Genomic DNA, 23,589 nt, shown 5'->3' on the forward strand with positions numbered 1-23,589 from the left:
ATTGTATCATTAAAATCGTATTTTTTTAATTAATCTGACAATATACTTTTTTACTTACTTTAATAAAAAAAGGAAGATGAATAGTTCCATCTTCCTCCTAAAATCAATCACTCCCACTAATTAAAATATCTTCCTGAATATATGCTAATACCATACCTGGAATTACTTTATCTCCTTCTTCTACTTCTAAAGACTGCACTTCCCCGCTACACCCTATTTTAATTACTTCCACTTTTCCATTCGCATTTTTAATTGAAAACAGCGGTTCCCATTCGTAAATTCGGGAGTCTCTATCAATAACTACCTTCTCAATTGTTCCATAACATGGGCTCGTAACTATCTCATAATACAAAATAAATCATTCCCTTCTTTTATTCTATTAATATTGTTCTGCCAACATTTGTTCCTGAAGAATCATATGAAAAAAGCTTTGAAAATCTTCTACATCTTCTACTTCAATCCCTAGCTTAGGGGCCCAGTATTGCTCCTCTCCAATATCCTCTTGGCTTAATAAAATCATTCTTCCATTTTGAATAGAAGTAACCATTGCTTTTCCAAAAAACTGCTGTGAATATGCAACTGCTATATCGTATCGATGATGATTCGACACAATACAGTAATAACCAATGGGTTGTTTTTCAATTTGTTCTAGTAAAATATCAAGTTTCATATGTTCCCTCCCTTTATATTAAAAATGTAACCAACCTCTAAGACGTGATGCTTCTACAATCTTACGGATCCCTTCTATATACGCAGCAATTTTCATATTTACCCCGAAACGCTTTGAAGTATTGAATACATCAAAAAAGCTAGATGTAATTTTCTCTTTTAAACATTGATCAACATATTGCTCTGTCCAATAGTATCCTTGGTTATTTTGACACCACTCAAAATATGAAACAATAACTCCTCCAGAGTTCGCTAAAATATCTGGAACAACTAAAATGTCTTTCTCTTCTAACATTGTTATCGCCTCTTTTGTTGTTGGGCCATTTGCAGCTTCAATTACAATCTTACATCCAAGCTTTTCCGCATTATGTTTCGTAATTACCCCTCCAATTGCAGCTGGAATGAGTACATCACATTCTTTTTCTAACAACTCTTGGTTAGAGATTGTTTTACTAAAGAGGTTCGATACAACGCCAAAAGAATCTCGATTTTCTAGTAAATAAGGAACATCTAAACCGTCTGGGTTATAAATACCACCTAAAGCATCAGACACTCCTACCACTTTCACGCCAGCATCATATAAATATTTTGCTAAATAGCTTCCAACGTTTCCAAATCCTTGAATGATTACTCGCATATTTTGAAGCGGAATATGTTTTAGCTCACTGACTAATTGAAGCGTATAGAACACTCCTTTAGACGTTGCTGTTTCTCGCCCTTGTGATCCTCCTAACATTAACGGCTTTCCAGTAATAAAACCTGGAGAATCAAATTCTCTAATATGATCATATTCATCCAGCATCCAAGCCATAATTTGCGCATTTGTATACATATCAGGAGCTGGAATATCTTTAGTAGGTCCAACAATTTGGCTTACCGCTCTTACATAGCCACGGCTAAGTAGCTCTAGTTCTCTGAAACTCATCTCTTGTGGATTACAAATAATTCCGCCCTTCGCGCCTCCATATGGAAGCCCCGTCACTCCACATTTCAAACTCATCCAACCAGCAAGCGCCTTTACTTCCTCTGGTGTAACATCTGGATGAAACCGAATGCCACCTTTTGTCGGTCCTGCTGCATCATTATGCTGAGCACGATACCCTTGAAATACTTTGGTTCTTCCATCATCCATCCGAACAGGAATACTTACTTCTAAAAAACGCATCGGTTTTTTAAGAAAATCGAATACTTCCTCTGGATAACGTAAAGCCCGGAGTGCTTCTTTTAATATGGCCTGAAATTCCTCTAAAGGATTTTCTACCTCAACTTTTTTTTGAATAAATTGTGTTACATCTTCCTTCTCTGATTGAATTACCACGATAACACCTCATTTATTTATTTTTACTAGTATTAGGAAGCAATAATCGTGCCAAGTGATAAGAGAAGGATGATCCTGCCGTTTCAGCCTTCTCACTTATACTTTTTCTTTCCTTCCTTATGAATAGTTGAATGATTTATGCAAACTTGCATGACCTTAAAACCTCCAAAATAAAAAACACCGGATACATCCCGATGTTTTTGTTATTTTACATTTCCTGTACTTCTTCAAAATGCATTTGCGGAGGTGCTGAACGAAACATGTTCGTAATATATAAAAGATAACCGATTCCAATAGCAGCCCAGCTAATTCCAAGAATAAGCGAATGAATATTGAGGTTAAACCAGAGTACCGCTACTGTACCAGCTCCCAAAATAGGCATAACTAAGAAATTAAAAAAGTCTTTAACAGTTTTATATCGTTTTTGCTTAATCACATAATAAGAAATAACTGATAAATTAACAAATGTAAAAGCAATAAGTGCTCCGAAGTTAATGAGAGAGGCTGCTGTTTCTAAATCAATAAACATAGCTGAGAGTGCAATAATTCCTACAATAACAATGTTATATACTGGCGTTCGCCAGCGAGGATGAATATATCCAAATATCTTTTGCGGGATTACATTATCTCGCCCCATTACATACAATAATCGCGATACACTTGTATGAGACGCTAAACCAGAAGCAATTGTCCCCATAAATGTTCCTACTAAAAAGAAAGTTTGAAACAATTTCCCTCCGACATATAGTGCAATTTCTGGAGCTGCTGATTCTTGATCTTTAAATACGGATGCATCCGGGAAAAAGGATTGTGTAAAGTAGGTAGTGACAATGAATAAAATTCCGCCAATTAAAGCAGTAAGAAAAATAGCTCGGGGAATTGTCTTCTTTGCGTTTGGCGTTTCTTCAGAAAAGGTAGTTACTGCATCAAAACCTAAAAATGAAAAACAAAGAATTGTAGCCCCTGCAACTAACGGTGATATTTGTATATCTGATTCAAAAAACGGCTGAATGGAAAAAACTTCTCCGGTTCCTTCTCCTGCTATTAAACCTTTTATAACAAGAAAAACAAACACAACCATTACTAGCACTTGAAATGTTACTAAGAACGTGTTGAAATTTGCAGTAACATTTACACTAATAATATTTATAAGCGTAATCAGTAGAACAAAGCCAATGACCCATGCCCAATCTGGAACACTCGGAAAAAGTGCCGACATATAAATTCTCGTTAATAATGCGTTCACCATTGGTAAAAACAAATAATCCAATAACGATGACCATCCAACGAGAAATCCCAACCTTGCACTAATTGTTTTTTGTGTATACGTATAAGCAGATCCTGCAGTAGGAAAAACCTTTACCATTTTGCCGTAGCTTGCAGCTGTAAATAACATCCCCGCTAACGCAATCAGATAAGCCCCTGGAACATGCCCGCCCGTTTTCTCGGAAACAATTCCAAATGTATCAAACCCCACCATCGGTGTCATATACCCGACGCCTAGCATAACAATTGACCAAAGTCCCAATGAACGTTTTAAACCAACCTCTTTTCCCACCTATCATTCCTCCTACTTTCTCTCTCTAATTTCCATCTGAAAATTGATAGCCAACTAGAAAACGCTTTCAATGAACGTTGCATGTTATACGTCCTATCACAAAAACCTCCTCTTATTTTTGAATATTCATGCAATTTTTAAGCCAACATTGTCTTCGATGAAAAATTAATAGAGCAGCTCTATTTTTTCCTGCTCCAAAGAAATAACAGGTGGAATCATTTTTCTAAAGTTTTGTTTGATTTTCTATTCATTTTGACATAACTTATTCAATCCCTCATACCACTACATGCAAATGAAGCAGAATTTTAATCGGTCGGAAAATAAAAAACTTATCACGAAATAATAACATTATGTAAACTATATCTACCAAAAAAAGCTGCCTTCACATGAAAGACAGCTTTTCCAATACTATTTATTAAAAATCAAATACGAAATCATCATCTGATAACTTTTCAACATTTGTTGCCTTTACATAGCCATTCCCTTTTACAGAGAAGAAATCATGGTTTTTCGTATCTGTACGTAAACCATTTAATACGATTGGGTTAATTTCTTCTTCTTCAAAGCGTGGCTCTAATCCTAAGTTCATAAGCCCTTTATTCGCATTGTAACGAACAAAACGGTTTACATCTTCAACAAGACCAATAGACGTATAAATTTCTTCTGTATATGCAGTTTCAATTTCATACAGTTCCATTAATAGTTCTTGTGTTTCTTTTTGTACTTCTTGTTGCTCTTCTGCAGAAAGTTCTGCGAAGATTTGTTGTGCTAAAATACCGACGAATACGCCGTGAATTGACTCATCACGAATGATTAAGTTAATAATTTCACCACTTGCAGTCAACTTTCCTTGTCCTGCTAAGTATAGCGGATAGAAGAATCCACTATAGAATAAATAACTTTCTAAGAATACACTTGCTACCATAGCCATATATAATTCTTTTTTCGTTACTTGTGGCTTTAATAACTTGCGATAATACCCTGTAATAATACCTGCTTTTTTCTCAAGTAATGGATGACTATCTACCCATTCAAAGATGTCATCAATTTCTTCTTCTGTTGCGAGTGTTGTGAAAATATGACTATAGCTCTTCGCATGGACTTCTTCCATAGCACCCATGAAAGCTAGTACACTTTTCGCTTGTAAATTCTCAAGATGAACAAGTACAAGTGGCATCCCTTCGCCACCTTGCTTTGTATCTAAAAGTGTTAAACCACCTAATACACGTTTATAAGCAATTTGCTCTTCTTTTGATAATTGCACCCAAGTATTTTTGTCAGAAGATACTGCGATTTCTTCTTCTGTCCAAAACTGAGCGATGTTTTGCTTCCAAAACATTAAACTAAAATCGTCTTCTTTTTTGTTCCAGTTTACCGCGCGCATTGAATCGCCCCTTCTCTATCAATAAGCTCTTCTAACATGCGGTAAAGCTTTCAGTTTGTAATGAAAACTTAACCGCATGTTAGACGTCTTAAATTTTATAACTAAGCATGAGCAGGGTCAGAAAAACCCTGCTCATGATGTCTTACTCTATCATTCAATCTTATTTTACATCAAACCGTACAAGCTACACACTCTTCCACGCTTAGTTTACGTGTTCTTGTATAATACAAGCTCTTCAGACCTTTTTTATGTGCATAGATATAATAACGTGCTAACTCACGCGTAGAAATATCACTATTTACATACAAAATTGTACTAATTCCTTGGTCAATATGCTCTTGAATTTCTGCAATCAAATCAATTAGTTTAAACTGATTCATATCGTAAGAAGATTTATAATACCAGAATGTATCTTTTGATAAATACGGCATTGGATAATATGTTGTCGCATTTGCATACGTTCTTGATTCGATTTGACTTACGATTGGCATTACGCTTGAAGTTGCATTTTGGACGTAACTAATGGATTGTGTTGGCGCAATAGCTAAACGATATGAATTGTATAGACCATGCTCCTGAACTTGTTCTTTTAGACTTGTCCAATCTTCTTTTGTTGGAATATAAATCCCTTCAAATAACTGTTGTACTTTCTCTGTTACAGGGCTATATTCTGTTGTTTCATACTTTTCAAAGTATGTGCCGTTTGCATAATCAGACTTATCGAAGTCTTTAAATGTTTCGCCCTTTTCTTTTGCAATCCCCATACTCTTTTCAATGGAGTAGTAGTTTAACATCATGAAGAATGTACGAACAAACTCTTTCGCTTCTGCACTTTCATAAGCAATTTTATTTTTCGCTAAATATCCATGCAAGTTCATTGCACCAAGTCCAACTGAATGCAGCTCATCATTTGCTTTTTTCACAGTTGGTGCGTTTGGAATAATAGTCATATCAGAAACAGCTGTTAAAGCTTCCATTCCTGCATGAACCGCTTCACGGATTTCTTTATTTTCCATAACGTTTACAATATTTAGTGATCCTAAGTTACAGTTAATATCACGACGGATAATGTCATCTGTACCGTAGTCGTTAATTTCGGATGTTTCTTGTAGCTGGAAGATTTCCGTACAAAGGTTTGACATCTTCACAGTTCCAATATCCTTTAACGGATGTTGTTTGTTCGCATTTGATTTAAACATTAAGTATGGATAACCAGACTCAAGCTGAATCATTGCAATCTTAATAAGCATATCACGTGCACTAATATCAAGTGGCTTCTTCTTCACATTTGGATTGCTCATCAGTTCATCATACATTTCGTCGATATCTATATCATCTAAATGTTTTCCGTACTCTTTATATACTGTAAATGGCGCAAAAACATGGAATGGTTCATTCTTCTCTGCAAGCTCAAAGAACTTACTTGGAACGATAATACCGATTGATAGAGACTGAATACGGCTCTTCTCATCAGCATTTATTTTTTTTGTATCAAGGAATTCAATAATATCCCAATGGAAAATGTTTAAATATACTGCTCCGGCACCTTTTCTTTGCATATTGTTACTCCATACCTTTAAAACATATGGGGGATAGTCATTTCTGCTACCCTCTCTATATCGCTATAGAGTTCAGACCATATCTTCTTCTCTTTCCTACAACCTTAGTTTGAGAAGCCAGGTTCGAGCTATATAGTCACCTACATAGCCACTTGGTCGTTGAACCTTCTCCCTATCTAATAGACTTAGGAGCTCGGCTGCTGATTTCCTGCAATCTTGGATTTTTAGGGGGCGCTACGTAATTTCTTCGTAGTATCCTACCTCGATATACTCAGGCGTTCCAGCAATTGACCCGGTTTTATAGTTGAGCCATAAGTTAACCCAACTGATTCGCATACGAAAACGAATCTTCAAGCAATTTCATAACTGGTACCACACCGCTTGCTGCGTTCTCGATACCTTTAATTTGCTCTCCGCGTGCGCGTAGTTTGGACAAGTTTAAAGCTACTCCTCCGCCAATTTTCGATAACTGCATCGCTGTATTAATATTAAATCCGATCGAATTTAAGCTATCATCCATCTCTAACAAGAAACAAGACACCATTTCTCCTCTTCTGCTTCTTCCCGCATTTAAAAAGGTTGGTGTCGCTGGTTGATAGTTTTGTTTTACGATCATGCTTGCAAATTGTTTCGCTTTATTAACATCACCACGTCCTAAGTATAATGACACAATTGATACGCGATCTTCGTAGCTTTCTAAGTATTGTTTTTGATCATTTGTTTTTAACGCATAGTCCTTATAAAACTTAGATGCCGCCATATAAGATTGGAATTTGAAGTTCTCACCGTATGCAACGTTGTATACTTCTTCGACCTCCTCCAACTTATACTCGTCCAGAACGTTGTAATAGTAATCATGTTCATTCATATACTCGATTCGCTCTGCCACGCTATCAAAATGAACGGTATTCGCTCTCGCTTCTTCCATAAAAACTTCTAATGCTTCTTTATCTTTATGAAGCTGATAGAAACCGTCTTGCATTTGCGTGATTTCATTATTCAGTTCAATGTGTCGCAATCTCCCGCACCCTTTCCTTAAAATATTCTACATCATTATTTGTTCCAGATAACTCGAATTTTGATACAATAGGTACTTCGTATCTGGTTGAGATTTTATCTGCACTTGCTCCGAACATATCTCCCCAGTTGCGATTGCCACTTGCAGATACGCCTTTTAAATTTGCATTATTGCGTTCTAAAAATTCTAAAACACGTTCCGGCACATTTCCAAAACCTGTTGTATAAGTAATAAGAACAAAATCTTCGTCTAATACTAGATCCTCATTAATCTGAACGGCCGGCATATTTAATTTGTGAATGAAACGCTTCACGTTTCCTGTCATAGAATCATATGCAATTAACATCTCCGACCCTCCCTTTCTTCCTTTTATATCTTGATGCCGATTCATGTTTTCCCTATATATTGTATTATGTTTCGAAACAAGACACAAGATATATGTATAAATTCTTTCTTTTTTTAACTTTTACTTTTCGACATCACGAGCCGTTTTTTTCAATACAAAGACTATGAAACAACATTCTAAAACTCATGTCAATAAAGTGCTTTTCAAAAAAGTTGTCAACGAATTTAACCATATTTACAAAAATGTTATCAATCTGTTTTGTCAAAAAACAGTAAATGCTGGAGAAATATATTTCTCCAGCATCACACAAAAAAGAACAGACTTTAGATTGTAATCTGCTCGAAACCGGTTACACATTATTTAGATCACACAAATAAGAAATTCTCCTCCTTGTGGATTAAACAGTTATTTATTTGAATACATATACTTTCTTTTTTGTTACACAATAAAAAATATCATTATAATGAAAAGGATAATTATGATGGCACTCCAATTTATTTGTTAGTGTAATGAGAATTTAAAAAAGACTGCAAACAGAGCATCACTCATTCGCAATGTTCAATACGTAAAATATCCTTTATGAATAAATGATGAAAATTCTCGTCTTTATCTTGCATTGTAAACACTGGTGCTTCTTCATCAAAATATACAACCATTCCCTCCACATATTGATTCATATGCAGGAGTTTCACAGTTGCTCGAATTTTGGTTTCTTGCTCATATGCTACTTTCAATTTCTCTATAACTTCTTTTGTACGTTTCCGTTTCTCTGGAAACATAATCATTCCTACAAGCCGGTTTCCAGCGCCATCTTTCCACATATAGTCCCAGTGCGGTAAAATACCTTGTTTAAATTCTCCCATAATTCCCCTCTCCTTTTCCTTCTATTAAGAACGCGGTGTTTCTATATATGTATAAATAATTTTCCCGCCGCGTTGTGCATTCCCACTGAAATGTTTAAAATCCTCTCGATTTACTACAACCTCACGAAACGTATAAAATACATCCTTAGTTACAATATACTCTTCTATCTCTCCATTTTTCAGTTGATCTAAAATTGTATTTGCTAATTGTTTATCCATGTATTTCACCTCTCTGCAATATTTTATCCTATCTTCCACAAGTCGACAATGTTAAATTTCTTACATTCACAGCAAACATCATATACTACCATAACGGTTCCCCTTTTCTGAATCCATTCGATATTCAAGCTTATCCTATAAAATTCAAGAAATTATTGAATCACTGATTGAAACTTTATTTTATGTTACAATAAGCATGACAACTAGGAGGGATAATATGATTCGGAAAGCAAAAAAGACAGATGCGAAGGCAATATCTTCTTTATTGTATAACGCTCTGCATGAAATTGCTGAAAAAATCACAGGTGGGAGAACAGAAACAGAAGTCTTGACAGGGCTTGAAACTTGGTTTTCAAAAAATGAAAATCGGCTTAGCTACGAGAACTGTTTCGTTGAAGAACAAAATGGACAAGCAGTTGGAATCATCGTAGCCTATCACGGCAGTCATGCCAAGCAACTAGATACTCCAATTGTAAAACACTTACAAAAAATCCATCAAGATTCAACGATTACGCTAGAAAAAGAAGCAGAACTCGATGAATATTATATTGACACTTTGTCCGTTTCAAGCACATATAGTGGAAGAGGAATAGGTTCAAGGTTGATTCAAGCAGTAGAAAATGATGCCTATGAAAAAGGTTATGAGAAAATCGCATTACTTGTAAATTTAGAAAACGAGCGAGCTTTCTCTTTATATAAAAGACTTGGTTACCAAGAGGATAAAACAGTTATGCTTGTTGGAGAGCCATATGCTCATTTAGTGAAGCCATTATATAAAAAAGCTTTCGTTTCTTAAAAAAAGCACACGATTCTTTATTGTAATCGTGTGCTTTTATGTTAAATTGGTACTTAATATATTTCCATTCATCGCTTCACGAAATGTATATTCTGTACAACTCCATGGCTTCCTATGAAAAATAGGAGGACCAGACCATCCTCTAGTACGTAATTCATACCCAATCATCGCATTAAAATAACTATGCCCTACAAGTGCGATATGCCCATGTACTAACGCATATCCAACTAATGTATCAGCTGCTTGTCTTGCTCTTTCTTGCGCTTCACGATAAGACTCCACACCTTTAGAATATCCAACTATCCATACTGTGCGCCCAATGAATATCCACACTGCGGGTTTGCACTTCACACATTTCGGAATATAGAAGCTAGATGGTACTTCTGCCTCTCGAAAAAGAGCACTTTGTATAAAAGAAAGAGAATTCGTTAATTCTGCAGCTGACTGTACCGCACGTTTTTGATTACTCGTTACAATAAGCTTTGCAGATTCAATTGCTTCAATTGTATCAATTGGTATGTCCGTATTTTTTTCCATACTAGCTAAATCGTATCGCTCCATCCATTTGCGGAACGATGATACTGTCATTAATTCTGTAACATTATTTAAGCGACCGTGACGAATAAAAGAAATTCGCATCTTCTCCACTCTCCATTCACCGCTCATCACCTATATTATTATGTGCTTTTTCTTATTGTCATCATACCATGGAGAAAGAGAAAGGCATACTTCCTTACATATCTGTACCGCTCTCATGAGTAATAGAAGCATGCACACCATCTAACCCATCAAAATATGTACGTGTCTCATACATACGTATCATCTTTAATTGTTTATGTGAGAATAAAAATAACAAAAATGCTATAAAACTTCCGACAATTTCAAATACCATTTTACCGCCCCTCACCTATTATACCCTTATATTGTAATATAAGCACTTTTCACCAATGGATAACCTAAAATACGGAAAATGATTCATACAAATCTTACAAAAAAATTACTATTTTTTGAAATTATTTCATGGAAACATTTACAAACAGGGGAATATAGTTCAAAATAAAGGGAAATAAAAAAGAACGAACTTGTTCTTTTTTTGGCAAAACTGTAACAAGGAGAGTTGCTTATGGAAATGGAAATCGCAAAAGCTGGAGATCTTATCGAATTTAAAGGTGGAATGCAAGGCCGTGTTCAAAAAGTGAATAAAAACTCCGTTATTGTCGATATAACAATCATGGAGAATTTTAGAGAACTAGATATGGAACCTCTTACAGTTGTAAATCATAAAAACTATAAAGTTATTAATCAACATGCATAATATAATAGAAAAAAAGGATCCGTACGATACATACAGATCCTTTTTTCATTAGCGATTATCGATTGTTTCAGGGTATAGATCATGATTCATCATACGATATTCAGCCATTTGCTCATATTTCGTACCAGGGCGACCGTAGTTGCAATATGGATCAATTGAGATACCACCACGTGGTGTAAATTTCCCCCACACTTCAATATAACGTGGGTCCATTAATTTAATTAAATCATTCATAATAACATTCATACAATCTTCATGAAAATCACCATGATTACGGAAACTAAATAAATATAACTTTAAAGATTTACTTTCAACCATTTTTTGTTCTGGAATATAACTAATATAAATCGTTGCGAAATCTGGTTGTCCTGTTTTTGGACATAAGCTTGTAAATTCAGGACAATTGAATTTTACAAAATAATCACGGTTTGGATGATTGTTATCAAATGTCTCTAAAATGTCCGGACTATATTCAAATAAATATTTTGTATTTTGATTTCCAAGTAACGTTACATCTTTTAAATCTTCGTCTAATCTTCCTGCCATTCTTTATACGTCCCTTCAATTCAATTAGATTCGTAAGAGTTTCTTATACGCCACGCTTATTTCCCCATACTAACGCATGAAGCTGAGGTAATACTTTTGCATCATTCATCTCTTTACATTGAACAGCTTTTTCGATGAGCCATTCATATTTTTGTAATAAATTCCTAATAAGCATCGCATCGTCCACTGTTTTAGTATCATTATTTCCAACTTGTAAGAAAAATGGTATGTGAGGGTAACGCTCATGTACCTTTATCGCATATTCAAAATCATGATCATCAAACACAACGACTTTTAAACTAAAATCTTTTCCTGCTAATCTTTCAATAACAGAATCTAACATGATAAAATCTGTTTTCATCTGTGAGCTTGGCGGTTTTGGTGAGATGGTTATTTCATCAATGTGAAGCAACCATTCCTGCCACTTACTTCCTTGTGTTTCAATAGCGGTGCGAATTTTCTTTTCTTGTAATAAAGAAAGAAAACCAGCTAAATTTTTCAATAGGACTGGATTCCCACCTGAAATGGTTACATGTGAAAAGTTTTCTCCACCAATTTCAACAAGTTCACTCCAAATTTCTTCTGGAGTCATTTGTCTAATTTGCTCTTTTGCGGATCCATCCCATGTAAAAGAGGAATCACACCACGTGCAGCTATAGTCACAACCTGCTGTACGAATAAACATCGTCTTCTGCCCGACAACCATTCCTTCGCCTTGAATGGTCGGTCCGAAAATTTCCAAAACAGGAATTTTACTCACCGATCATCCACTCCCGTCTTACTTCTGCATAACTTGTTGGCGTTTCAAATAGACGAACAAATTCAACACGTGCTCCCTTATATTCATGGGCGCGTTCCTCTTTTTTTAGTGCTTCTTCCATCTTTTCATAAATCCAAACGACCATGTTTTCAGCCGTCGTATTCATCGATGGTAAAGTTTCATTTAAATAACGATGATCCAAATAAATTTCTATTTCATTTTTCCAAATTTCTTTTATATCTCCAAAGTCAATAGCAAGTCCAATCTCATTTACATAACCGCTAATTCCAAAAACAACTTTGTATGTGTGACCGTGTAAATTTTTACATTTCCCTTCATAACAGTGCAGATGATGCGCTGCATCAAATGTAAATTCCTTACTTACCATCACTCGTTTATTATGATATTTCAGTTGTTCACGCTGAATGTCCTTATCTATTTTTTGTAAATTTTCTACGATGCGAAATCCAAAAAAATTCTGCTCCATTATACATTCGCTCCTTCGCGTTCTTGTAGGTACGTATCTAAACCTGCTTTACGAAGTTTACAAGCTGGACATTCACCGCAACCATCACCGATTATTCCGTTATAACATGTTAATGTTTTTTCTCTAACAAACTCGAATGCACCAAGTTCATCTGATAACTTCCATGTTTCCGCTTTATCAATCCACATAAGTGGTGTATGAATAACAAATGGATAATCCATAGATAAATTCAAAGTAACGTTTAACGATTTCACAAATACATCACGGCAATCAGGATAACCACTAAAATCTGTTTCACATACGCCAGTTACAATATGACGTGCTCCAACTTGCTTTGCTAACACAGCTGCAAATGATAAGAATAATAAATTTCGTCCATCTACAAATGTTGATGGTAATTCACCATCTTCATGTGTAATCTCCATATCCGTTCTCGTTAATGCATTTGGAGCAAGTTGATTTAATAGGCTCATATCAAGTACTGTATGTTTAATTCCGAGTTCTTTCGCAATATCAGCTGCACAATCAATTTCCAACTTATGACGCTGGTTATAATTAAACGTCACAGCTTCCACTTCTGCGAACTGCTGCATTGCCCAAAATAAACATGTTGTACTATCCTGGCCACCGCTAAAAACGACAACTGCTTTTTCCTTTTTCATCTCACTCATTCTCCTTCTCTAATACGAATAAGAAGAAAGAACGTTCTTGAACTGTCACAATAAAAAAACAAAACAATACCTAAGGATATTGTTGTTTCCATAGTTTTTTATAGAGGGAGTTCGCGAACCTCTCCCATGTTATACATGGAATTTCTTCTTTCATTGACAACACATATTGTAACATACTGTATCTCCCTCAGGAAAACTTCTGATTTTTCTGTTTTTTGGTGAAATTAAGATTCATTTTCTTGTATTTTAATAGTATGATTATACTTAATTAACACCGTACATATGAAAATCGAAAGGAGGCACAATCCTGAAACTTTTTATTATTTACCTCTTTTTAAATATACTATCGATTCTCGTTATGATGCTCATGTATCACTTATTTTGGAACCAGAAAGGGAAACATTCACCTAAATTAAATTCAACGGTATTTATATTATTTTGTAGCTCAGCTACCATTCTTTGTATTTCATTTGCAGCAAAAATGGACAATGGATTTCAATTTGATATGCGTCATATTGTATTAATTGTTGGCACATTAACAGGAGGACCTATTGCTGGAGGATCAATTTTAGCCGTATTAAACCTATACCGTTTCTTATTAGGAGGCCTTGGGGTTTTCCCATCCATTATCGCTTCTATTTTCCTATATATTATTCTCCTTGCTACATACAAACTCTTTCGGAGAGGAAGTAATCAGGTAAAAGTAATACTCGCTATTTTATATAGTTCTGTATATGTATTTAGTTGGGTTCCTTTTTTTCTTGCCGAAGTTCCTAACGCTGAGTATTACCTTCCTCATATTATTGTGTATGAACTATGTACCATTATTGGTACCATTCTTATTCTTTATTTACTAAACGTACTACAATTACAAATTCGCTTACAAGAAGAGCTGATTAACGCTGAAAAATTTCACCTTATTGGAGAAATGGCTGCCTCTATCTCTCATGAAGTTCGCAATCCTTTAACTTCAACAAAAGGTTTTTTACAGCTCCTACAATCCGAAGAATACTCGGAAAAAGATCGAAAATTGTATATAGAAATTGCCATACATGGTATTGAACAAGCAAATCACGTACTTACAGATTACCTAACATTTGCAAAACCAAGTATTGAAAAAGAACAAATTTTACAAATAGAAGATGAATTACTTCATGCAGTATCTCTCATTACTCCGCTCGCTAATCTAACAAATGTCCGAATAGCCTATACAAAACAAAGCAAGGTATTTCATATTGCTGGCGAAAAACAGAAATTTAATCAATGCTTGTTAAACATTTTAAAAAATTGTATTGAAGCCATGCCAAAGGGAGGGGATCTTATTCTCACCTTAACCCCTAACAATAAACAGATACAATTATCCATAAAAGATACCGGTGTTGGCATGAATCCAGAACAAATAAAACGTCTTGGTGCCCCTTTCTATTCAACGAAAGAAAAAGGAACTGGACTTGGCATGATGGTCGTATTCAGCATCGTAAAAGCAATGGGTGGAAAAATCGATATTACAAGTGAAAAAGACATTGGTACAAGTTTCCTATTAACTTTCCCACTCATACAAAAAACGTGATGATCTCATCACGTTTTTTCCGCTTCATCCACAAGTTCTGCGAAAGTCTTTACTTTCCCATGTGGTTTTTGATTTTCTTTTCGTGCCTTCCAACTACGCTCTTGCTCTTTCTTTTTGTGTGACATGCTTTCAACTCCTTTAAATGCTCTCTTTATGTATTATTCCAAAACCAGAGATAAAAATATGCATCAATCTAGTTTCATCTTCCACTGATAATTACTCCTCACAAATCTAGATTATATGAGTGATTATCTCCCGCTAGCTTCTTTTCCTGAATCTTGAGGGAAGATTATTGCTCACGAATAACGAAATAAAAGAAGCGAGTTAACTACTGCCTCGCTTCCTTTGTTTATTAAATATAGTTCCCATATGAATGGCAATTTTTCTTTATCTTTGCAAAATCGCATATTTTGCTTCTTTTAACTGTGTAAGGTGGCGCTGTTCATGTAAATCAAGGAATTGAACCCATTGATATAGAGTAAGCTCCTGAAACACAGGATGTTTCAATGAATTTTCAAACAATTCTTTTTCGTCCACAATACTATGCAGTGTATGCAATAAATCTGCTCGTGAATGTTCAAGCAGCTGAATTCCTTGTTGTTTTTTCACTAATGTTTCTGTTGGTTGCATTTGTTGAGGAGCTTCTCGTTTGTGTGTTCGATCAAGAGTAAGTTGGAGATCTTTAAGTGGCACTACTTTTTTGTCTTTTTTCTGCAAAGCATACACAAGGGATGATGTAACGGATTGTTCAACTAAATGTAGATGATGCAAAATTTGAATAATACTCCATTTATCACGGCGCGGTTTTACATTCACTTCCGTGTCATTTAACATCTCGATTTCTGATAAGAGTGTGTTTCTTGTAGATTGTAAAGATTGCAGTAAAGTTTCCAAACCAATATTCATATTAGATTGAAGCATAATTCTCCCCCCTCTTTTTTGGTAAAAAGAGGCGCTTCTACTTTAGAAACACCCCTTTGGATAATTCTGAATTTTCTTATATTATCTCATTTTTTTGTGAATGTGTCGATTACAAAATAGGCAAAAACGAAGGGTTATTTTTACAATTTTGTGTCATCTACAGCATGTAACCACGTTTGAATCTCATTGATTACTCCCTGAACACATCCATCAGCAAATGGCGATGTTAAATTTGCTACCTCCACTAAATCTAGGAAAGATTTACTTCCTCCTTGCTGACAAAGGTTCACATAGTCTTCCCATGCTTCTTGTCTATTGTCTCTTGCTCGCTTCCAAAATTGCAGCGCACAAATTTGAGCCAATGTATAATCAATATAGTAAAAAGGTGAGTTATAAATATGCCCTTGGCGTTGCCAGAAGCCACCACGTTCTAAATAGTCATTATCTTCATAGTCCCGGTGTGGTAAGTACTTTCTTTCAATATTACGCCATGCCGTTTTACGCTCTTCCGGAGATGCTTCTGGATTTTCATATACATAATGTTGATATTCATCAACCGATACACCGTATGGTAAAAATAGAAGAGCTGAACTTAAATGAGAGAAATAATATTTATCCGCATCTTCCTTAAAGAACAGTTTCATCCATGGCCATGTGAAAAATTCCATACTCATGGAATGAATTTCACACGCTTCATACGTTGGCCAATTATACTCTGGGATTTCAAACTTACGGCTCTCATATACTTGAAATGCATGACCCGCTTCGTGTGTTAGCACATCAATATCACCTGATGTTCCATTAAAATTCGAGAAAATAAACGGAGCTTTATAATTTTCAATGTATGTACAATAACCGCCGCCAGCTTTTCCTTTTTTCGCGACTAAATCTAATAATTCATTATCTAACATGAAGTTAAAGAATTCATCAGTTTCATTTGATAATTCTTTGTACATCGTTTTTCCATGATTAATAATCCATTCTGCATCTCCCTTTGGAGTCGGATTGCCTGTTGCATATTCAAAATTCTCATCATAGTAAGCTAGCTTTTCGACACCGATGCGTGCCTTTTGTCTATTTCGTAATTCTGTTGCGACTGGAACGATGTAATCTAATACTTGTTTACGATAATTTGCCACCATTTCCGCATTATAGTCTGTACGATACATTCTTGCGTAACCAAGTTCAACAAAGTTTTGAAAACCAAGTATTTTGGCAATCTTCGTTCTTAATTTTACAAGGTCATCGTAAATACGATCTAACTCTTCTTCGTGATCAGCTAAAAAGCCATAATAAGCTTCACTTGCTCTTTTACGCATATCCCTATTTGTATGTTGCATAAAAGGTCCGAGCTGTGATAGCGTTCTCTCTTCTCCTTCAAAATCAATTTTTGCAGCTGCTAAAAGTTGTGTATATTGCGAAGATAATTTATTTTCCAATTGCAAATCTTTCACAATTTCATCTGAATATGTTTTCAAATCACATTCTGCCAAAGCAAATAACTGTTTTCCATAATAAGCCTCTAATTCATCGCGTAACGGAGAATTTATCAATGCTTTATAGTATTTCGTTGTATAGCCTTGTACAATCGGAGAATATTCATCAAAGAAATCTTGTTCTTTCTTATAAAAAGCATCTGTTGTATCAACAGAGTGACGAATGTAACAAATATTTCCCATTGTACCAAAGTCATTGCGAATCTCATTAATATCATGAATAACTTGCTTTTGCGCTTCTAGTGTTTTTGCATCTTCAAATCGTTTTAAAGCTGCAGTAAATTTTTCTTGTAATTCTTCTGTATTTGGGCGTTTATATTCATAATTCTTAAATGACATGAATAAGTCTCCTCTCAATTATATATACCTTTACTATAATTCCATTTCCTTTTCTAAATCTCCTTTTATTCTTCAACAAAAGCCGTTAGAAACTGTACCATGCTTTCCATACTCTTTGTAGAACAGCAACTCAACTCTATTACTACCTATATAGATACAAAATAGAGTAAAACTTCTCTATTCGTGGGAATTCCCCCCTATCTTCTTCCCTTCTCTCCGTCCGTAAATAGCACGACAAACAAAAAAGCCTTTGATCATTTTACATCAAAAACTTTTTTAACATGTTATATACATTCATTTTGATTTTTCAACATATAATTTCCCTGCCTCGCATAACAAAGGATGATCTGCATTCATTTTCCCCTTTTGTTTTCATTTGGCATGGAGCTCCTTCTACGCATGGTTGGACACTCTCTCCCATCAAAAAAGAACAATTTTCTGTTAGTTTTTCATTTGTACTTACATATATCATCTTTCATATTTCCCAACTTTTTTAAGTAAAGATAACAATTCATCCTGCTCCTCATTTGTTAACATTTCAAAGGAATGATGTATAACTTTTTCATGATTCGGAAAAATAGAAGCGATAAATGCTTCTCCTTCTTCTGTTAACTGCGCATATATAACACGGCGATCATTCGGGCATGGAATTCGTTTTACAAGCCCCTTTTTTTCTAATTTATCGACAACATAAGTAATACTACCACTTGCAATTAAAATACGCTCTCCAATTTGTTGAAGTGGCTGGCTTCCTTTATGATAGAGCAATTCCAATACGGCAAACTCAGTTGGATTTAGTCCGTTACTTTGTATTGATTTATTTGTAGTATCCATAACAAAACGGTGCACACGCGATAGTGCAATAAACAATTTTAAAGATTGAGAAATATCTTCTCGCTCATCATTCGATTTCATACGATTTCAACCCTTCACTTAAATTCACAAGAATTCGAGACGATCTATCGAATAAAAAGGTTACCCCTAAAGCAAAATTGGTGGCGATATTTCCCCTTTATCTCCCAGTGATCGCTCAATCACTTCTCAGTTTTACTCTTCCTCCATACTAACAATCACACATTAAATAAAAACATGACAATTTTAACACAGTTTATATATAATGATAATAAAAAAGAAGAAGTAACAACTTTGAACGGGAATTTACGTAGCATAGCTTTTTATATACTACTTGTTATATTACCAACGTTTGGAATCAGTGCGGCTTTCTATGCTTATCACACCTACCAAATGCAAAAAGAAAACAAACAAGCTGCTCATAAGAGGCTACTTAGATCATATTGGTGAAGCTATTTCCGCATTAGAGATGCTTGCTATGGTCGTAAATATAGAAACAGAAAATACGAACGAAATTCAGCAGATATTACACGACACCGATGAAAAAGACAAGCATTTTTCTGGACTATATTATTTTTACTTGTTCAATATATTTTGCTGAAACGACAAACAAAATTGGAGAGACAACAAAATGAAATACAAAAAGTTGAATTAGTTGGTATTTTCGCAGCTAGTACAGCTCACAAAATCCGTAATCCTCTTACCGGAATGAAAGATCTTGTAACACTTTTAAAGGAAAAATATACGCAAGAACAAGACCAATTTTATTATTTTGTTATTGGACAAGAAATAGAATGTATTAATGAAATTGTTAGCGAATTTATGATTCTCGGCAAACCAACAGCGATTATTAAAAAAGTATGATGTACGAGATATTATCAAAGAGATAGCATTTATTATTCAGTTGGAAGCGAATTTACATAATATTATATTTATCTTGCAGTTACCAGATTATCCTGTTCATATCCGTTGTTCAAAAGATCATATGAAACAAGTGGTTTTAAATATTACAAAAAATGCAATTGAAGCTATGTCATCTGGTGGTACATTAACAATTCAGGTAACCAGTAATGAAGAGCACGCACAATTACACATTATTGACACAGGAAAAGGTATTCCAAAGCATATTCAAAAACACCTCTTTCATCCGTTCTTTACCAATAAAGATACCAGAACAGGTCTTGTCATATGCAAACGAATTATAGAAATGTATAATGGACAAATTGTGCTTGATAGCAAAGAAAATAAAGGAACAACTGTCCATATAAAGCTCCCATTAGTTTCAGCATAATTAACCTTCTCTACAGAGGGTAATTATGTTTATTTCATAAAAGCAGTCACAAACATTCTCCAAAAAGCACTTGATTTCCCTTCATATTCTATTTGAAAAAAGGGTATCTTCATAAATGTTAACCATCTTGGTGTTTGTTGTTCTTTATAGCGTTGATACTGCAAAATAAGCTTGTCCAATTCTTGACTCACTTGAATTGTTTCGGTACTGTTTAATCCGTTTGTTAAACCTAAATGAATCATTTCTTCACGTTTCATACGAATATCACGCGAAAGTTTTTCCATTGTGTACTTCCGTTTTGCTGTAAACATCCATATCCCCCTCATTATTCTTCCATACTCTCTACTTCATTTTTACTCCATGCATTTAATCTACAAATGTATATTGCATTTGAATTGGAATACTCAGAAATTTTAACATTTTCTCCCTGTAATTTACAAATCTTTATCCTCACTTTGAGAATTATTACAAATTATTCTATCTTTGTAAATACATTCGCAATAATAGACATTTTTTTCATGTTATTTTTTATAATCAACAGATAAACTCGACTTTTAAATTTTTATTTCACATTACTTCGACATTTTTCTCGTTTAATTTATATAGAAAACGCAAATCATAATTATAGATTTGCGTTCCCATCTTCACAAATAAAACAGCAACCTTATTTTATTAGAAAACAATAAAGTGAAACTTTAATCAGTGAGATTTTCTTCATCCTCCGCCGATGATTAACCCTTACTAATGGAGCTTTTACTGCCAATTCATGCAGGTTTCACTAACTAGAAACCTAATGGAGCTTTATTTATAACAAATCACTCAATCAGAAAGGAATTTCTTATATGCGCAAACAAATCATTATTGTTTTCATTTCATTATCTATTGTCATATTTCCTCTTCAAACATATGCTCATACTAATAAAGTTGCCATTGTCATCGATGACTTTGGAAATAATATGAAGGGAACGGAAAGAATGCTATCACTTCCCATACCACTTACTGTAGCCGTTATGCCTTTTCTTCCATCTTCAAAACAAGATGCGGTAGCCGCACACCAAAAAGGACATGAAGTTATTATTCATATGCCAATGGAGCCTATCAAAGGAAAGAAAGAATGGCTCGGACCTAATGCCATTACAACTAATTTAAGTGATCGTGAAATTGAAAATCGGATTGAACAAGCAATCAAGGAAATACCACATGCAATTGGGATGAACAATCATATGGGCTCTAAAGTAACAGCTGATGAACGAATCATGCGAATCATACTATCAGTATGTAAAAAGCATGGACTTTTTTATTTGGATAGTAAAACCAATCCTAATAGCGTAGTACCAAAAATCGGTAAAGAATTAGGCGTTCCTATTGTAGAAAATCAACTATTCTTTGATGATGTTTATACAGCATCTCACATTACAAAACAAGCACAGTTACTTATACAAAGAATTAAAGAAAAACCCGTAGTAGTTGCAATTGGACATGTCGGTCCTCCTGGGGAAATTACTTCTCGTGTTATTGAATCCTCCATTCCAAAAGTACGTGAACATGCAGACTTTATTTTCTTATCCGACCTTGTACTCTCACCACCACCTGTTTCCAAACAAAAATAGAGAGCAGCTATATAGCTGCTCTCTATTTTTCATACTGCTCTGACCTCCATGTGTCATAAATCTTATATACAATCGACATGACTAACGCGAAATCCTTTTTTCTCTATTTTTGCAATTAATGTTTCTAGTGCTTTGTCGCTTAAATCGTCTGTAATATTTACAATTACACGGCGTATATATCGATCACCATTGTCTAATGTAAATAACCCACCAATATGATAAGACTTGAAGAGCGTTCCTAACTCCTTAATTGTCCCCTTACAATCTTGCGTCGCGATTGTTATTATATAACCGCCTGTTTGCATCCCAAATGAATCTTCAATGACATCAAATATATTAGAATGTGTTAAAATACCAACAAATTCATTGTACTCATTCAATACAGCTAAAAATGGAAGACGCCTAATTACATAAAAAGCTCGAAAAAAAGAATCCCTTTCAAAAATAAATGCAGATTTATTTTCCACGATATCTTTCACATATATATCGTCTAATCCTTCATTACATTTACGTTCTAAAATATCTACTTTATAAATGATTCCTTTAAATTCCTTCTCATCTTCTGCAAGCACAGGAATCGCTCTATATCCCTGCTCGTTCATAATGTTTAACGCCTGTTCCCCTGAATCATTTTCCTTACAAAATGTCACCTGTTGTTTCAGCAGAAAATGATATTTAACTCGCAAAATACGTTCCTCCTCACATGACGATATGTAATCTATATATAATAAGGAGACCCATATTTTATGAGTGAAATTAATTTTTAAAACGCTTTCATTTATAGGTTTTCGCGTAACGAATTGTTCTTTTTATATAACTGAACTCTTATTTCCTTTAATCATCAATAATTTCACATGATAATTCATTAAATACTCTAACCCCTCTAGCCACTTTTTCGTCTCTTCTGGTGAGTTTCCCCATACAAGCATTCCATAGTTATGAACAAGTACAGCACCGCCACCTTCTATAAAATTAGGGACATGATTCTCTAATAAATCAGCAAACTTCTTTTCATTTTCTACAATTGGAATTGTAATCTCTTTAATTCCTTCTTTTCCAAAAACACGTTCTACAGTACGTTTTTCAAATGTCACTTCTCCGTCTTTTCCATATAGCTCTGACATTAAATGACTATCTACAGTTTGAACTTGCAAAATACACTCCGCATTACCTTTTTTATAAATATCCGCATGCATAAACGATTCAACTGCTGGTTTTTCATCATTTGCAAATACAGGCTCGCACATACTATTTACTACAATAAAATCTTCTTCTGCAAATAACCCTTTATCTCTTCCTTCAATATTTACTAAAAATGTTAACGGTTCTTGTGATGTCCGCATAGATAAACTAATTTTTGTACCATAAAACCAATCACGAAGAGCTAATTCCATTTTTACATCTCTCAACTCTTTCCACTTCTTTAAAAAAAATAACATTTCGTCACCCCCATGAGAATATCACTTTAGTGGTTCAACCACTTCTATGTAAAAATTATTTTTTGATTATTCCAAAAATTTAATTGAATTATCACATGAGAAACTCTTTTTGTCAATATGATTTCTCCATTCCACTTGAAAATTAGGCGCAGATTACACGACAAAAAAGCTCTTTCACAGAGCTTTTTTGTTCACTATTTGAAGCATCTCACTCTTTTCCCGTTCAGTAATAACGCCGAGCTTTTGTAATATATTCGCATACAATATAAGTTTATTATGCAAGCGTTCCGACACCTCTTCCCCTTCTTTCCTTCAGTCAACTTTCTTTCTATTGGTAAATTATATGAAGGAAATTGAAAAATGTGTCCATTTTTTGTACTGATACAAAACTTTTTCAATTCTCTTTCACAACTATATACATCCATTTTGCTTCTTCAACATATAAGTCACTGCTATGAAGAACAAAAAAGTGATCGCTCACCTGGCATGGGGCTAAAAAACCCTTCTATGCATAGCTGAACCCTCTCTCACACTTAAAAGAAGGAGGGATATCAGTTTTTTA

The 23,589-nt window shown here is 34.6% G+C and carries 25 protein-coding genes, 3 pseudogenes and 1 riboswitch; of the genes and pseudogenes, 5 read left to right on the forward strand and 23 right to left on the reverse strand.

Annotated elements, in window-relative coordinates; all coding sequences use genetic code 11:
* Positions 1–103: 103 nt before the first annotated feature.
* The 10 genes and pseudogenes from M014_RS0108515 to M014_RS0108555 all read right to left on the reverse strand — a co-directional run bounded on the left by M014_RS0108515 (position 104) and on the right by M014_RS0108555 (position 8,934).
* Positions 104–352 carry a hypothetical protein gene (locus M014_RS0108515; RefSeq protein ID WP_026591344.1) on the reverse strand — a complete coding sequence of 83 codons (249 nt, stop codon included), beginning with the start codon at positions 350–352 and terminating at the stop codon, positions 104–106.
* 27 nt (positions 353–379) lie between these two features.
* Complete coding sequence (locus tag M014_RS0108520; protein ID WP_026591345.1) at positions 380–670, reverse strand: SAV0927 family protein; 291 nt, start codon at positions 668–670, stop codon at positions 380–382.
* 18 nt (positions 671–688) lie between these two features.
* Entirely contained in the window at positions 689–1,987 is a 1,299-nt protein-coding gene (locus tag M014_RS0108525; RefSeq protein ID WP_026591346.1) for a Glu/Leu/Phe/Val family dehydrogenase, read from the reverse strand.
* Between the two features lie 208 nt (positions 1,988–2,195).
* Complete coding sequence (locus M014_RS0108530) at positions 2,196–3,545, reverse strand: APC family permease (protein ID WP_026591347.1); 1,350 nt, start codon at positions 3,543–3,545, stop codon at positions 2,196–2,198.
* Positions 3,546–3,960: 415 nt separating this feature from the next.
* Entirely contained in the window at positions 3,961–4,929 is a 969-nt protein-coding gene (nrdF, locus tag M014_RS0108535) for a class 1b ribonucleoside-diphosphate reductase subunit beta (RefSeq protein ID WP_026591348.1), read from the reverse strand.
* Between the two features lie 170 nt (positions 4,930–5,099).
* Positions 5,100–6,518 (reverse strand): annotated as a pseudogene (locus tag M014_RS26620) (ribonucleoside-diphosphate reductase subunit alpha); the annotation flags it as partial.
* A 289-nt stretch (positions 6,519–6,807) separates the two neighbouring features.
* Positions 6,808–7,506: pseudogene (locus M014_RS26625) on the reverse strand (ribonucleotide reductase N-terminal alpha domain-containing protein); the annotation flags it as partial.
* Positions 7,493–7,852, reverse strand: coding sequence for a class Ib ribonucleoside-diphosphate reductase assembly flavoprotein NrdI (gene nrdI, locus M014_RS0108545; protein ID WP_026591349.1), 360 nt, complete (start codon positions 7,850–7,852; stop codon positions 7,493–7,495). The pseudogene M014_RS26625 and the gene nrdI, both read right to left, overlap by 14 nt.
* Positions 7,853–8,397: 545 nt before the next feature.
* Positions 8,398–8,715 (reverse strand): hypothetical protein, encoded by a 318-nt coding sequence (locus M014_RS0108550; RefSeq protein WP_026591350.1) that lies wholly within the window; start codon positions 8,713–8,715, stop codon positions 8,398–8,400.
* A gap of 24 nt (positions 8,716–8,739) precedes the next feature.
* Positions 8,740–8,934, reverse strand: coding sequence for a hypothetical protein (locus M014_RS0108555; protein ID WP_026591351.1), 195 nt, complete (start codon positions 8,932–8,934; stop codon positions 8,740–8,742).
* Between the two features lie 217 nt (positions 8,935–9,151).
* Between M014_RS0108555 and M014_RS0108560 the strand changes: the two genes are divergently transcribed.
* A complete protein-coding gene (locus tag M014_RS0108560) occupies positions 9,152–9,730 on the forward strand; it encodes a GNAT family N-acetyltransferase (RefSeq protein WP_026591352.1) in 579 nt (192 codons plus the stop codon).
* A 36-nt stretch (positions 9,731–9,766) separates the two neighbouring features.
* Here the strand turns inward: M014_RS0108560 and M014_RS0108565 are convergent, their stop codons facing one another.
* Positions 9,767–10,369 carry a histidine phosphatase family protein gene (locus tag M014_RS0108565; protein WP_026591353.1) on the reverse strand — a complete coding sequence of 201 codons (603 nt, stop codon included), beginning with the start codon at positions 10,367–10,369 and terminating at the stop codon, positions 9,767–9,769.
* A gap of 94 nt (positions 10,370–10,463) precedes the next feature.
* Positions 10,464–10,622, reverse strand: coding sequence for a hypothetical protein (locus M014_RS29600; protein WP_026591354.1), 159 nt, complete (start codon positions 10,620–10,622; stop codon positions 10,464–10,466).
* Between the two features lie 237 nt (positions 10,623–10,859).
* Between M014_RS29600 and M014_RS0108575 the strand changes: the two genes are divergently transcribed.
* The gene (locus M014_RS0108575; RefSeq protein WP_026591355.1) at positions 10,860–11,045 is read left to right on the forward strand and encodes a YkvS family protein; all 186 of its coding nucleotides are present in this window, start codon (positions 10,860–10,862) and stop codon (positions 11,043–11,045) included.
* 48 nt (positions 11,046–11,093) lie between these two features.
* On the opposite strand, the gene queF is transcribed toward M014_RS0108575, so the two are convergent.
* From queF to queC, 4 genes are read right to left on the reverse strand one after another with little or no spacing between them, the layout of a single operon-like run.
* Positions 11,094–11,591: a preQ(1) synthase gene (gene queF / locus M014_RS0108580; RefSeq protein ID WP_026591356.1), complete on the reverse strand. Its 498-nt coding sequence runs from the start codon at positions 11,589–11,591 to the stop codon at positions 11,094–11,096.
* Positions 11,592–11,634: 43 nt separating this feature from the next.
* On the reverse strand, positions 11,635–12,351 hold the full coding sequence (gene queE, locus M014_RS0108585) for a 7-carboxy-7-deazaguanine synthase QueE (RefSeq protein WP_026591357.1): 717 nt from the start codon (positions 12,349–12,351) through the stop codon (positions 11,635–11,637).
* Complete coding sequence (gene queD / locus M014_RS0108590; RefSeq protein ID WP_026591358.1) at positions 12,344–12,838, reverse strand: 6-carboxytetrahydropterin synthase QueD; 495 nt, start codon at positions 12,836–12,838, stop codon at positions 12,344–12,346. The genes queE and queD overlap by 8 nt, the downstream gene beginning before the upstream one ends.
* Entirely contained in the window at positions 12,838–13,500 is a 663-nt protein-coding gene (gene queC, locus M014_RS0108595) for a 7-cyano-7-deazaguanine synthase QueC (RefSeq protein WP_026591359.1), read from the reverse strand. The genes queD and queC overlap by 1 nt, the downstream gene beginning before the upstream one ends.
* 93 nt (positions 13,501–13,593) lie before the next feature.
* Positions 13,594–13,637, reverse strand: a riboswitch (PreQ1 riboswitch).
* Between the two features lie 233 nt (positions 13,638–13,870).
* Between queC and M014_RS0108605 the strand changes: the two genes are divergently transcribed.
* Entirely contained in the window at positions 13,871–15,079 is a 1,209-nt protein-coding gene (locus M014_RS0108605; protein WP_026591360.1) for an ATP-binding protein, read from the forward strand.
* An 8-nt stretch (positions 15,080–15,087) separates the two neighbouring features.
* On the opposite strand, the gene M014_RS30005 is transcribed toward M014_RS0108605, so the two are convergent.
* From M014_RS30005 to M014_RS0108630, 4 genes are all read right to left on the reverse strand, one after another.
* Positions 15,088–15,204, reverse strand: coding sequence for a DUF6254 family protein (locus tag M014_RS30005; RefSeq protein ID WP_026591361.1), 117 nt, complete (start codon positions 15,202–15,204; stop codon positions 15,088–15,090).
* A 262-nt stretch (positions 15,205–15,466) separates the two neighbouring features.
* Positions 15,467–16,000, reverse strand: a complete 534-nt coding sequence (locus M014_RS0108615) for a DinB family protein (RefSeq protein WP_026591362.1) — start codon at positions 15,998–16,000, stop codon at positions 15,467–15,469.
* A 140-nt stretch (positions 16,001–16,140) separates the two neighbouring features.
* Positions 16,141–17,835 carry a M3 family oligoendopeptidase gene (locus tag M014_RS0108620; RefSeq protein WP_026591363.1) on the reverse strand — a complete coding sequence of 565 codons (1,695 nt, stop codon included), beginning with the start codon at positions 17,833–17,835 and terminating at the stop codon, positions 16,141–16,143.
* A gap of 468 nt (positions 17,836–18,303) precedes the next feature.
* Positions 18,304–18,750 (reverse strand): MarR family winged helix-turn-helix transcriptional regulator, encoded by a 447-nt coding sequence (locus M014_RS0108630; protein WP_026591364.1) that lies wholly within the window; start codon positions 18,748–18,750, stop codon positions 18,304–18,306.
* Positions 18,751–18,981: 231 nt separating this feature from the next.
* Between M014_RS0108630 and M014_RS26630 the strand changes: the two are divergent.
* Positions 18,982–19,978: pseudogene (locus M014_RS26630) on the forward strand (DUF3149 domain-containing protein).
* 29 nt (positions 19,979–20,007) lie between these two features.
* Here the strand turns inward: M014_RS26630 and M014_RS0108650 are convergent.
* Complete coding sequence (locus M014_RS0108650) at positions 20,008–20,289, reverse strand: aspartyl-phosphate phosphatase Spo0E family protein (RefSeq protein ID WP_026591368.1); 282 nt, start codon at positions 20,287–20,289, stop codon at positions 20,008–20,010.
* 531 nt (positions 20,290–20,820) lie between these two features.
* Here M014_RS0108650 and M014_RS0108655 point away from each other — a divergent pair.
* Positions 20,821–21,588, forward strand: coding sequence for a divergent polysaccharide deacetylase family protein (locus M014_RS0108655; protein ID WP_026591369.1), 768 nt, complete (start codon positions 20,821–20,823; stop codon positions 21,586–21,588).
* A gap of 62 nt (positions 21,589–21,650) precedes the next feature.
* Here M014_RS0108655 and cbpA read toward each other — a convergent pair whose 3' ends face one another.
* Positions 21,651–22,274 carry a cyclic di-AMP binding protein CbpA gene (gene cbpA / locus M014_RS0108660; RefSeq protein WP_026591370.1) on the reverse strand — a complete coding sequence of 208 codons (624 nt, stop codon included), beginning with the start codon at positions 22,272–22,274 and terminating at the stop codon, positions 21,651–21,653.
* A gap of 123 nt (positions 22,275–22,397) precedes the next feature.
* The gene (locus tag M014_RS0108665) at positions 22,398–23,027 is read right to left on the reverse strand and encodes a class II aldolase/adducin family protein (RefSeq protein ID WP_026591371.1); all 630 of its coding nucleotides are present in this window, start codon (positions 23,025–23,027) and stop codon (positions 22,398–22,400) included.
* Positions 23,028–23,589: the final 562 nt, after the last annotated feature.

The organism is Bacillus sp. UNC437CL72CviS29 (assembly GCF_000482345.1).
In the GTDB taxonomy this organism is placed as follows: domain Bacteria; phylum Bacillota; class Bacilli; order Bacillales; family Bacillaceae_G; genus Bacillus_A; species Bacillus_A arachidis.